The 11,422-nt window shown below is 70.1% G+C and carries 10 protein-coding genes; 6 read left to right on the forward strand and 4 right to left on the reverse strand.

The annotated features are described in order from the left end of the window. Positions 1-11: 11 nt before the first annotated feature. The 4 genes from C8P66_RS03845 to C8P66_RS03860 are packed head-to-tail and all read left to right on the forward strand — an operon-like array spanning position 12 to position 5,030. Positions 12-1,592, forward strand: a complete 1,581-nt coding sequence (locus tag C8P66_RS03845) for an ABC transporter substrate-binding protein (protein WP_111396828.1) — start codon at positions 12-14, stop codon at positions 1,590-1,592. A gap of 2 nt (positions 1,593-1,594) precedes the next feature. Then, entirely contained in the window at positions 1,595-3,028 is a 1,434-nt protein-coding gene (locus tag C8P66_RS03850) for an amidohydrolase family protein (protein ID WP_111396829.1), read from the forward strand. Then, complete coding sequence (locus C8P66_RS03855) at positions 3,025-3,996, forward strand: ABC transporter ATP-binding protein (RefSeq protein ID WP_408881950.1); 972 nt, start codon at positions 3,025-3,027, stop codon at positions 3,994-3,996. The genes C8P66_RS03850 and C8P66_RS03855 overlap by 4 nt, the downstream gene beginning before the upstream one ends. 2 nt (positions 3,997-3,998) lie before the next feature. Continuing rightward, positions 3,999-5,030, forward strand: a complete 1,032-nt coding sequence (locus tag C8P66_RS03860; protein WP_456303631.1) for an ABC transporter ATP-binding protein — start codon at positions 3,999-4,001, stop codon at positions 5,028-5,030. Here C8P66_RS03860 and mepA read toward each other — a convergent pair. From mepA to C8P66_RS03880, 4 genes are all read right to left on the reverse strand, one after another. Beyond that, the gene (gene mepA, locus C8P66_RS03865; protein WP_111396831.1) at positions 5,027-5,842 is read right to left on the reverse strand and encodes a penicillin-insensitive murein endopeptidase; all 816 of its coding nucleotides are present in this window, start codon (positions 5,840-5,842) and stop codon (positions 5,027-5,029) included. The two genes, C8P66_RS03860 and mepA, sit on opposite strands and share 4 nt — an antisense overlap. Then, entirely contained in the window at positions 5,839-7,428 is a 1,590-nt protein-coding gene (locus tag C8P66_RS03870; RefSeq protein WP_111396832.1) for an ABC transporter substrate-binding protein, read from the reverse strand. The genes mepA and C8P66_RS03870 overlap by 4 nt, the downstream gene beginning before the upstream one ends. 81 nt (positions 7,429-7,509) lie before the next feature. Continuing rightward, a complete protein-coding gene (locus C8P66_RS03875; protein WP_111396833.1) occupies positions 7,510-8,991 on the reverse strand; it encodes an aldehyde dehydrogenase family protein in 1,482 nt (493 codons plus the stop codon). Then, positions 8,988-9,836 carry an NAD(P)-dependent oxidoreductase gene (locus C8P66_RS03880; RefSeq protein ID WP_111396834.1) on the reverse strand — a complete coding sequence of 283 codons (849 nt, stop codon included), beginning with the start codon at positions 9,834-9,836 and terminating at the stop codon, positions 8,988-8,990. Before C8P66_RS03880 ends, C8P66_RS03875 begins: the two co-directional genes overlap by 4 nt. Positions 9,837-9,937: 101 nt before the next feature. Here C8P66_RS03880 and C8P66_RS03885 point away from each other — a divergent pair, with 101 nt between their 5' ends. Both C8P66_RS03885 and C8P66_RS03890 read left to right on the forward strand, forming a co-directional pair. Next, positions 9,938-10,372 carry a GtrA family protein gene (locus tag C8P66_RS03885; protein ID WP_245903196.1) on the forward strand — a complete coding sequence of 145 codons (435 nt, stop codon included), beginning with the start codon at positions 9,938-9,940 and terminating at the stop codon, positions 10,370-10,372. 22 nt (positions 10,373-10,394) lie between these two features. Continuing rightward, positions 10,395-11,354 (forward strand): glycosyltransferase family 2 protein, encoded by a 960-nt coding sequence (locus C8P66_RS03890; protein WP_111396835.1) that lies wholly within the window; start codon positions 10,395-10,397, stop codon positions 11,352-11,354. Positions 11,355-11,422: the final 68 nt, after the last annotated feature.

Genomic DNA, 11,422 nt, shown 5'->3' on the forward strand with positions numbered 1-11,422 from the left:
GAGACCCATCCATGCGCCGCCTGCTCACCGCCCTCTGCCTGGTTGCAGCGAGCCTTCCCGCCGCCGCCCAGACACCGCGCAACACCGCCGTGCTGATGCGCGAGATCGACGCCGACCGCTACGACCCCGTGCGCAGCACCGCCCGCAGCGCCGGTGAGGTCATCTACATGATGTCCGATACGCTGGTCTCGATGGATTGGGACATGCAGACCATCCGCCCCGGGCTGGCGGAACGCTGGGAGGTCTCGCCCGATGGCAAGACCTACACCTTCCATCTGCGCGGCGACGTCACCTTCTGCGACGGGCGGCCGATGGTCGCCGATGACGTGGTCTATACCATCAAGCGCTGGATCGATCCCGCGACCCGCAGCCCGGTCGCCTGGCGCGCCGGCAAGGTCAGGGACATCCGCGCGACCGATGCGCATACCGTGGTCTATGAGCTGGAGGAGCCGTTCTCCGAACTGCTGGCGCAGCTGACGCTGTTCTTCGCCTCGGTGGTCGATCGCAACTCGGTCGAGCGGCTGGGCGCCAACTTCGGTGTGCAGGGCTTCAACGGCACCGGCCCCTATTGCTGGGAATCCTGGACCCCGCGCCAGGATCTGGTGCTGACCCGCCACCCCAACTACCGCTGGGGCCCGCCGATCTTCGAGAACCGTGGCCCCGCCCAGATCGAGCGGGTGATCTGGCGTGTCATCCCCGAGGCGACGGCGCGGCTGGCGGCCTTGCAGACCGGGGCCGCGGATGCCACGCAATACATCCCGAATGTGGCGCTGGACCAGCTGCGCCGCGTGCCCTCGGTGACCGTGACGACCCAGCCGAACTACCTCTGGGACTTCTACATGGCCTTCAAGATCGACAAGCCCTTCGTCAATGACGCGACGGCGCGCCGGGCGATGGCCATGGCGATCAACAAGCCCGCACTGGTCCGCGCCGTGTGGTTCGGCCATGCGCAGCCGGCTGTGAACATCGTCAACCCTGTGGCGCTGGACTATGATGCCGCATCGGACGCGCTGGTGCCGGGCTTCGATCCGCCGGGGGCGATGAAGCTGCTGGATGAGGCGGGCTGGGTGATGGGCAGCGATGGTGTGCGCGTGAAGGATGGCGTGCGCGCGAGCTTCCTGACCTATGGCATCAACACCCTGGAAAACGAGCGCCAGTCCGAGATCATGCAGCAGGCGCTGCGCCGGATCGGGGTTGAGATGCGCATCCAGTTCTTCGATGCGACCGTGGCATGGGGCCGCATGGCGACGCAGGAATTCGGCGCGGTGTTCCTGTCCTACCCGTATTTCTCGGCCGGTGACGCGCTGAACCTGTACTTCCCCTCGACGCAGCGGCCCTCGCCGAACCGGATGAACTGGAACGATCCGCAGACCGATGCCTGGCTGGCGGAAGCCCGTTCGGCGACCGATCCTGCTGTGCGGGCCTCGGCTTTGGCCAATGTCCAACGGCGACTTGCCGAAAACAATGTCTGGATCACCACGGCGCGCGAGCAGCTCTTCGTCGGTGCCAGCAACCGCGTGACGGGCGCGCGGGCGCATGGGCTTTACGGCGTCGGGCTGTACAAGGCGCTCGATCTGCGGGTGGTGCGCTGACCATGGCGACGACGCTCATCCGCAAGGCCGAAATGGTCGTCGCCTGGGATGCGACGGCCGGGACGCATGCCTATATGCCCGATGCGGATGTCGTCTTCGCCGATGGCGTCCTCACCTTCGTCGGCCGTGGCTATGAGGGCACGGCGGACACCATCCTCCCCGGCACGGGGCGGATGGTGATGCCCGGCCTCGTGAACATCCATTGCCACCCCTCCAGCGAGCCGATGAACAAGGGGCTGATCGATGAGATCGGCAGCCCCGGCTTCTACAATTCCTCGCTCTACGAATACCTGCCGATCTTCCGCGGCGATGCCGAGGCGGTGCCGCATTGCGTGCGCGTCGCACTGTCAGAACTGTTGCTGTCGGGCGTCACCACGCTCGCCGACCTGTCGATGGCGCATCCGGGCTGGCTCGACATCCTGGGCGAGAGCGGGATGCGCGTCTGCGTCGCGCCGATGTTCCGCTCCGCCCGCTGGTTCACCAGGAACGGCCATGTCGTCGAGTATGAATGGGACGAGGCCGCCGGCGAGAAGGCGATGGCCGAGGCGCTGTCGCTGATCGAACGCGCGCAGCAACATGAAAGCGGGCGCCTGTTCGGCATGGTCGTGCCCGCCCAGATCGACACCTGCGCGCCGCAACTGCTGAAGGACAGCCATCAGGAAGCGACCCGTCGCGGCATCTCCTGGCAGATCCATGCCGCGCAATCGGTCACCGAATTCCACGAGATCACCCGCCGCCATGGCATGACGCCGATCGGCTGGCTGGATTCCATGGGCCTGCTGTCGGAGCGCAGCATCATCGGCCATGGCATCTTCCTCGACGACCATCCCTCGACCCGCTGGCACACCACCAGCGACATGGACCGCCTGGCCGCGACCGGCACCACCGTCGCGCATTGCCCGACCGTCTTCGCCCGCCGTGGCATCACCCTGAAGGATTTCGGGCGCTACAGGCGGGCAGGGGTGAACATGGGCCTCGGCACCGACACCTATCCGCACAACATGCTGGATGAGATGCGGCTGGTCGCCTATCTCGCCCGCACCCAGGCCGGCGATCCGCGCACCCTGACCACCACGCATCTGTTCGAGGCCGCGACCATCGGCGGTGCCAAGGCGCTCGGCCGCGACGATATCGGCAGGCTCGCGCCGGGGTGCCGCGCCGATCTCGTGCTGGTCGATACCACGCATCCGCAGATGCGCCCGGCGCGCGACCCGATGCGCAGCCTGATCTATGCCGCCGGCGATCGCGCGCTGACCAATGTCTTCGTCGATGGCCGCGAGGTCGTGCGCGATGGCGAGGTGCTGACCATGGACTACCGCCAGGCCGCCGAGCATCTGCACGAGGCCCAGAAGCGCGTCATCGCCAATGTGCCCAGCCGCGACTGGGCGCACCGCCCGGTCGAGAAGATCAGCCCTCCGACCTTCGGGTCCTTGTGAGCCTGCTGCAGGTCGAGAACCTGCGCACCGTCTTCGACACGCGACAGGGCGCGGTCGTCGCGGTCGATGGCGTGGATCTGTCGCTGGCGGCCGGGCGCACCCTCGCGGTGGTCGGCGAAAGCGGTTGCGGCAAGTCGGCGCTGGCGCTGTCGCTGATGCGCCTGCTGGCCCACCCCGGCCGCGTCGCCGGTGGCCGTGTGCTGCTGGAGGATGAGGATCTGCTGGCCCTCTCCCCCGCAAAGATGCGGGCACGGCGCGGATCGCGGGTGGCGATGGTGTTCCAGGAACCCATGACCAGCCTCAACCCGGTGCATACCGTGGGCGCGCAGATCATGGAGGCGATGCGCGCGCATGACCGCAGCCTCTCGAAATCCGATCTGCGCGACGCCGCGATCTCGGCGCTGGCGCGTGTGCGAATCCCGAGCCCGGAACGGCGGTTCGACGACCACCCGCATCGCCTCTCGGGCGGCATGCGGCAGCGGGTGATGATCGCCATGGCGCTGGCCTGCCAACCGCGCCTGCTGATCGCCGATGAGCCGACCACGGCGCTGGACGTCACCGTGCAGGCGCAGATCCTCGACCTGCTGCGCGACATCCAGGCCGAGACCGGCATGGGGCTGCTGCTGATCACCCACGACCTCGGCGTGGTCGCGGAGACGGCGGATGAGGTGGCGGTGATGTATGCCGGCCGCGTGGTCGAACGCGCCTCCGCGACCGACCTCTTCGCCGATCCGCAGCATCCCTACACGATCGGCCTGCTGGGCAGCATTCCCCGCATGGATCTTGAGACACCCCGCCTGCCGACGATCGAGGGCAGCGTGCCGCCGCCCTTCGCCTGGCCCCCAGGCTGCCGTTTTGCGCCCCGCTGCGCCTTCGCCGATGCGGCCTGCGAGGTGGCGCCGCCACCGCTGGCGATGCTGGCGCCGGGGCATGAGGTCGCCTGCATCTATGCGCCGGTGGATGCGTGACCATTCTCGAAGTCACCGATATCGCCAGGCATTTCCGTGTTTCGGGCGGGGTTGTGCGCGCGGTGGATGGCGTCTCCTTCCAGCTTGCGCGCGGCGAGACCCTCGCGCTGGTCGGCGAAAGCGGCTGCGGCAAATCCACCACGGCGCGCCTCGCGCTGCGTCTGATCGAGCCCAGCGCCGGCTCTCTGCGCTTCGACGGCGTGGATATGACGCAGGCCGGCACCAAGGCGATGCGCGCGATGCGGCGCCGCGCGCAGATCGTGTTCCAGGACCCCTACGCCAGCCTCAACCCGCGCCACACCATCGCCGAAACGCTGGAGGAACCGCTGCTGGTCCATGGCATCGGCGATGCTGCCTCCCGCCGCGCGCGGGTCGAGGAATTGCTGTCCCTGGTTGGCCTCGCGCCCTTCCACGCGGCGCGCTTCCCGCATGAATTCAGCGGCGGTCAGCGCCAGCGCATCGGCATCGCCCGCGCGCTGTCGGCCGGGCCCGACGTCGTGGTCTGCGACGAACCGGTGAGCGCGCTGGATGTCTCGATCCAGGCGCAGGTGGTAAACCTGTTGAAGGATCTGCAATCCCGCTTTGGCCTTGCGTATCTGTTCATCGCGCATGACCTCGCGGTGGTGCGCCACATGGCCGACCGCGTGGCGGTGATGTATCTCGGCCGCATCGTGGAGCAGGCCGACAAGCGCAGCCTCTTCGCCAATCCGCGCCACCCCTATACGCGGGCGCTGCTGGCCGCGATCCCGCGGCCGGACCCGGCCGGGCGCGGACGTTTGTCGCCGCCGCCCGGCGATCCGCCGAGCCCGATCAACCCGCCCCCGGGCTGCCCGTTCCATCCGCGCTGCGGCTTCGCCGTGGCGCGCTGTGCCGTGGATGTGCCACCGCTGCGCGAGATCGCGCCAGGGCATGTCGCGGCCTGCCACCTCGCCGAAGCGCTGCCGGCATTGCCGCCCTCGATGGATGACCGGCCCTCGCCGGTGGCGATGCGGCGGATCGCGCTGGCGGCGGCGCGCATGGCGGCGCGGGTCTAGCGGCGCAGCAGCCCGGCGCAGGCCGCCGGCAAGCGCGGCCGGGCGCCCGGCGTGCTGCGCGGCGGGTGCCGCGCCTGCTCGGAGAACCACCACTCCAGGCTCGTATCGCAGCCATCGCCCCCCGGCGGTGGCGCCTGCGCGATGCAGCCCGGCGATCCCGCGGGGCAGGCCAGCCGCACATGCATATGGCTGTCATGCCCGTACCAGGGCCGCACCCGGCGCAGGAAGGCCTCGCCGCGATGCGCGGTGCAGAGCGCCCGCTTGATCGCGAAATTGACGAAGATGCGGTCCACGCCTGGGCTCTCCGCCGCCAGTCGGATCAGCGCCGCATGCCGCTCTGAAAACCGCGCGGGATCGACCCCGCTCTCATCCGGCAGCACCAGGGAGGGCACCTCGATCCGCTCCCGCGCCGCCAGCGGCAGCACCGGCTTCGGGTCCAGATCCAGCCAGACATCCACATCCAGCCCGATCTGATGGCTGGCATGGCCGAAGGGCAGGGGCCCGCCGCGCGGCTGGCCCATGTCGCCGATCCACAGATCGGCGAAGCCCGCCGCCCGCGCCCGCGCGGCAAATCCCTCGATGAAGCCCACCAGCGAGGGATGCCCGTAGAAGCGGTTGCGCGAGGCCCGCACGACCTGCCAGCCCGGCCCCTGCAACGGCAACGCCGCGGCGCCCCCGATGCAGCCGTTGGAATACTCGCCGACGATCCGCGGCGCGTCGCCCGAGGGCGCCCGCACCGCCGCCCATTCCGCCACCGGCTGCGCCCAGGCAAGGCCGGGCCACAGCAGGCAGGCGGCCAGAAGTGTCCTCACACCCGCTTGATGTTCCAGAACACCGGCGGGCCCTTCAGCACGCCCGTCAGCGACTTGCGATACGCCGTCGGCTGGAAATACTGCCCGGTCGGGACATAGGGCACCTGGTCGAAGGCGACCCGCTGCATCTCCTTCGTCGCGGCCTGCTGGGCTGCGAGGTTCGGTGCGTCGAACCAGGCATCGCGCCCGGCCTCGATCGCCGGGATGTCGGGCCAGCCGAACCAAGCCTGCGCGCCATTGCCGCGAATGGCGTTGTGGCCGGCCGGGGTCCAATGATCGATGCCGGACCAGAAGGTGAAGAAGCCCGACCAGCCGCCCTTGTCGATCGGCTCGCGCGAGGCGCGGCGCTGCACCACCGTGCCCCAGTCGGTCGCGACATATTCGACGTCAAAGCCCATGCGCTTGAACAGATCGCCGCCGACCAGCGAACAGGCGTTGATCGAGGCGAGATCCGTCGCCGCCAGCAACACGAGCTTCGAGCCCATGGCACCGGCCGCCTGCAAGGCCGCGCGCGCCTCGTCGATGCTCTTGTGGTAGCGGTCGAGCCCGATGTCGGAGGCCAGCGGGCTGCGCGGCGCGAAGAAGCCGACATTGTCGCGGATCAGCGAGGCATCGGTGCCGATCACCGCGGTCATCATATCCGCCTGGTTGATGGCGGTGATGACGGCGCGGCGCACGGCGGGGTTGTTGAAGGGCTCGGTGGTGTGGTTCGGCCGGAAGGTGCCGATGAGGCCCATCGGGTCGGCGACCTCGACCGTCACATTGCGGTTGCGCGCGAGCGAGGGGAACAGATCCGCGGTCGGCTGTTCCCACCAGTCGATCTCGCCGGAGGTGACGGCCGCGGCGGCGGTCGCGGCATCGGGGATGATGTGCCATTCGACACGTTCGAAATGCGCGACCTTGGTGCCCGCGGTATTGTGCGCGGGGCCGCCATCCGGGCGCGGGGAATAGCCGGCATAGCGTTCCCACACCGCCTTGGAGCCCGGCACCCATTGGTCACGGACGAATTTGTACGGGCCGCTGCCGGTCGCATCGGTGATCTGCGTGAAGGCATCGGTCTGCGCGACGCGTTCGGGCATGATGAACAGGCAGGGCGTGGTCACCTTGGCGAAGGCGTCCAGCATCATCGGGAAGGGTTTTTTCAGTTTGATCTCGAAGCGCAGGTCATCCAGCGCCGTCATCGAGTCCATCTGCGTCAGCAGACGCTGGCCGAAGGCGTCGCGCTTGGCCCAGCGCCCGATGCTCGCCACCGCATCCTTCGCCCGCACCGTCTCGCCATCGTGGAACTTCATGCCGGAGCGGAGCGTGAAGACCCAGCGCAGCCCGTCATTCTCGACGACATGGCCGGCGGCGGCCTGCGGATGCACCTTGTAGTCGTCATCGACGCCGTAGAGCTGGTCATAGACCAGGTAGCCGTGATTCCGCGCGATATAGGCGGTGGTCCAGAACGGGTCGATCGTGGACAAATTCGCCTGGGGTACGAATTTCACGACACTCGAACTCGCGGTCTGCCCCACCGCGGGCGCGCCGATAATCCCGGCGCCGCCAATGGCGGCGCCCCCCAGCAACAGGTCACGACGAAACATCGGCATCTCTCCCAGAACAACCCTGCCGCAGACTAGGCACCACCTTGCCTATCGCGGAAGGGGTTTCGCATGGCAGCCATGTCAGGGTCGGTGGCCGAACCCCAGCTTCGGCGTGGGCGCCGTGTCGATCCAGACCGCCTTGCTCGTCGTATAGGCAGCCAGCGCCTCCAGCCCGGAGGAGCGTCCATGCCCCGAGGCGCCGAAGCCGCCGAAGGGCACCGCGACATGGATGGCCCGGTAGCCGTTGATCCAGACCGTCCCCGCCCGCAGCCCGGCGGCGACGCGATGCCCGCAGCCCAGGTCCCGCGTCCAGACCGCGCCCGCGAGCCCGTAGCGGGTGCCATTGGCCAGGCGCAGCGCCTCGGCCTCATCCGCGAAGCCCTGGGCGACGACCACGGGGCCAAAAATCTCCTCGCGCAGTGCCGGGGCATCCTCGGCCAGGCCCGCCAGGATGGTGGGCGGCACGAAGAAGCCGCCCGAACAGGCGGGCAGGGGGGCGCCCGCCCCTTCGAGCATGGCGCGGACATGGGCGTATTGGCGCGGGGTGCAGACCGGGCCCATCTCGGTCTCCGGGTCCAGCGGATCGCCCAGGCGGATGCGGGCCATGGCGCCGCGCAAAAGGTCGAGGAAGTGCTCGGCCACACTGTCCTGCACCAGCAGCCGCGACCCCGCGACGCAGGATTGCCCGGCGCCCGCAAAAATCGCCTGTTGTGCCCCCTGCACGGCGGCGGGCAGGTCGGCGTCGGCGAAGACGATATTGGCGCTCTTGCCGCCCAGTTCGAGCGTCAGCGGGATGCCCCGCGCGGCACAGGCCGCGGCGACCGAGGCACCGCCGGCATGGCCACCGACGAAGGTGACGCAGGCGACCTCGGGCGCCGCCAGCAAGCCCGCCCCGGCCCCGGCGCCCGATCCGGCCAGCACCTGCAAGGCGCCATCGGGCAGCCCGGCACGGCTGGCCAAAGCCCCCAGCATCAGCGCGGCGAAGGGTGCCAGCTCCGATGGCTTCACCACCACCGCATTGCCCGCCGCCAGGGCCGGGAAGGCATTCCAGCCCGCGGTGAACAGCGGCGCGTTCCAGGGGGTGATGGCGGCGACCACGCCATAGGGCTCGGGCGTGACCAGCACCGTATGGCCGGACGGCACGGGCACGATCCGCCCCTCGATCTTGTCGCACCAGCCGGCCCAGTATTCGGCCATCTCGGCGACGCGGGCGACCTCGCCGCGGCAGTCGCGGATCGGCTTGCCGGTGGTTGCGCAATCCAGCAGCGCCAGGGTCTCGGCCTCCGCCCGCACCGCCTGGCCCAGCGCCCAGAGCCGGCGGCCGCGCTCGGCCCCGGTCAGCGCGATCCAGGCGCGCTGGCCGCGCGCGGCGCCGGCCGCCGCCGCGCCAGCCTGCGCGGCACCGGCCGCGACGTAGCGCAGCAGCGGCTGCCCGGTCGCGGCATCGGTCAGCGCGATCGTCTCGCCATCCCCGGCCACGGCCGCACCATCGATCCAGGCGCCGGGCGGGCCCGGCAGGTTCGCAGCCAGCAGGGCGGCGAGGGTCTCGGCGGCACGGCTCACCGGTAGCCCTCGAAGATGGTGGCGGCGACGCGGTTGAAATCGGCATCATCGGCCACACCCGAATGGCCCCAGACGCTGATGGCGCGGTCGCAGACATCCAGCGGCGCGCCCACGCTCGTGGCCAGCGCCCCGGCGAGCCTCGCGTCCTTCCGCATCAGCCCCGCCGAAAACCCCGAGTCGAAATGGCCATTGCCGATCCAGCGCGGCCAGTTCACCTCGGTCGCGCCCGAGCGGCCGGTGGCGGCATTGATCACCGCCAGCAAGGCATCGGGCGCGACGCCGGCCCGCGCGCCGAGGCGCAGCGCCTCGGCCGCCGCCACCAGATGCGTCGCGACCAGCAGGTTGTTCACGAGCTTGGCGACCTGCCCCGCGCCGGCATCGCCGACATGGACGATGCGGGAGGCGATGCGCGCGAGATCCGGCCGCGCCGCATCCAGCCCGCCCTTCTGGCCGCCGACCATCATGGTCAGCGTGCCTTCGGCGGCACCCGCGGGCCCGCCCGAGACCGGGGCGTCCAGATAGGCGACGCCATAGGGGGCGGCCTCGGTGGCGAAGCGCCGGGCGGCGAGGGGGTCCAGGGTCGAGGTATCGGCGATCACGCCCCCGCGCGGCATCGCGGGCAGCAGGGCCGAGAGCACCGCGCCCACCACCTGGTCATTGGGCAGCGACAGCACCACGAGATGGGTCGCGCAGGCGGCGGCCGTCTCCGTCACGCGCGCCCCGGCGGTTTCCGCCAGCGCCCGGCGGGCGGGATCGAGGTCATAGGCGAGGGGCGGATGGCCGCCGGTGACAAGGCGCCGCACCATCGCCAGCCCCATGTTGCCGAGGCCGATGAGGCCGATCATGAGCAGAATCCCTGTAGGACGGCCTCCGACTCTGGGCGCGGGCGGCCCTGGCGGCAAGCCGGTGGCTTCCCTTGCGCCCGCTGCCATGCAATCCCCCGGCCATGCCCGTGACCCGAACGATCCACCGCCTGTTCCCACGCCAGGGGCCGCTGGTGCTCCAGATGTGGCGCTTCGGCGTCGTGGGCGGGCTCGGCTTCCTGGTCGATACCGCGGTGCTCTACGCCGCGCTGGGGCTGGGGGCGGGGCTGTATGGCGGGCGGGTGCTGTCCTATATCGCGGCGGCCAGCTTCACCTGGGCGCTGAACCGGGCCTGGACCTTCTCCGACCGGGCGCGGGTGCCGGTGGCGCGGCAATGGGCGCTGTTCCTGGTGGTGAACCTCGGCGGCTTCGCGCTCAACTACGGCACCTATGCCGCCATGGTCGCCTTCTGGCCGCTGGCCGCGGCCTGGCCGGTGCTCGGCGTGGCGGGCGGGGCGATCGCGGGCATGGGCTGCAACTTCTGGGCCTCCCGCGCCCTCGTCTTTCGCCAGGCATGACCGCGACCCTCCCGGAGGCACCATGACCGACCCCGCCGAAGCCGCCCCGCGTATCGCGGTCCTCGTGCCCTGCCACAATGAGGAGGTGGCGATCGGGCGCGTCGTCGCCGGCTTCCGCGCGGCGCTGCCCGGGGCGGTGGTGCATGTCTATGACAACAACAGCACCGACGGCACCGCCGCCGCCGCCCGCGCCGCCGGCGCCGTGGTCCGGCGGGAGCCGTTGCAGGGCAAGGGGAATGTCGTCCGCCGCATGCTCGCGGATATCGAGGCCGATGTCTTCGTCCTGGTCGATGGCGACGACACCTATGATGCCGCCGCGGCCCCGGAGATGGTGCGGCTGCTGGTCGAGGACCGGCTGGACATGGTGACCGGCGTGCGGGTCACCGCCGCACCGCAGGAGGGTGCCCATGCGGCCGCCTACCGGCCCGGGCATGTCCTCGGCAACCGGGTGCTGACCGGGCTCGTGGCCTCGGTCTTCGGCGACCGGATCTCCGACATGCTGTCGGGCTACCGGGTGTTTTCCCGCCGCTTCGCCAAATCCTTCCCCGCCCTGGCCGAGGGCTTCGAGACCGAGACGGAGTTCACCGTGCATGCGCTGGAACTGCGCCTGCCGGTCGGCGAAGTCGCCACCGCCTATCGCGAACGGCCGCCCGGCTCGATGTCCAAGCTCTCCACCTTCCGCGACGGCTGGCGCATCCTGCGCACCATTGGCGGGCTGGTGAAGCGGGAGAGACCTCTCGCTTTCTTTAGTGTCATCGCGCTTTCTCTTGTCGTAATCGGCGTCCTGCTGTTTCTGCCGGTTCTTGGCACCTGGCTCGCGACCGGGCTGGTGCCGAGGATGCCGACGCTGATGGCGGTCATCGGGCTTTGGATATTGGCCAGCCTGTCGCTGGCCTGCGGGCTGATCCTGGATACCGTGACGCGCGGCAGACGGGAGATGAAGCGCCTCGCCTATCTGGCGGTGGCGCCTCGTGGTCCATAGCCCAGACTGGGATCATCGGCCCTCCGGGATCATGAATCAGCCGCGCGCGGTCCCCTCCCGCGTTCACG

Source organism: Humitalea rosea (genome assembly GCF_003253705.1).
GTDB lineage: Bacteria > Pseudomonadota > Alphaproteobacteria > Acetobacterales > Acetobacteraceae > Humitalea > Humitalea rosea.

Excerpts from the sequence above, each read along its gene's own strand:
- C8P66_RS03845 (WP_111396828.1), top strand. The coding sequence starts at position 12 with ATGCGCCGCCTGCTCACCGCCCTCTGCCTGGTTGCAGCGAGCCTTCCC.
- C8P66_RS03850 (WP_111396829.1), top strand. The coding sequence starts at position 1,595 with ATGGCGACGACGCTCATCCGCAAGGCCGAAATGGTCGTCGCCTGGGAT.
- C8P66_RS03870 (WP_111396832.1), bottom strand. The coding sequence starts at position 7,428 with ATGTTTCGTCGTGACCTGTTGCTGGGGGGCGCCGCCATTGGCGGCGCC.
- C8P66_RS03880 (WP_111396834.1), bottom strand. The coding sequence starts at position 9,836 with ATGATCGGCCTCATCGGCCTCGGCAACATGGGGCTGGCGATGGTGCGG.
- C8P66_RS03885 (WP_245903196.1), top strand. The coding sequence starts at position 9,938 with ATGCCCGTGACCCGAACGATCCACCGCCTGTTCCCACGCCAGGGGCCG.
- C8P66_RS03890 (WP_111396835.1), top strand. The coding sequence starts at position 10,395 with ATGACCGACCCCGCCGAAGCCGCCCCGCGTATCGCGGTCCTCGTGCCC.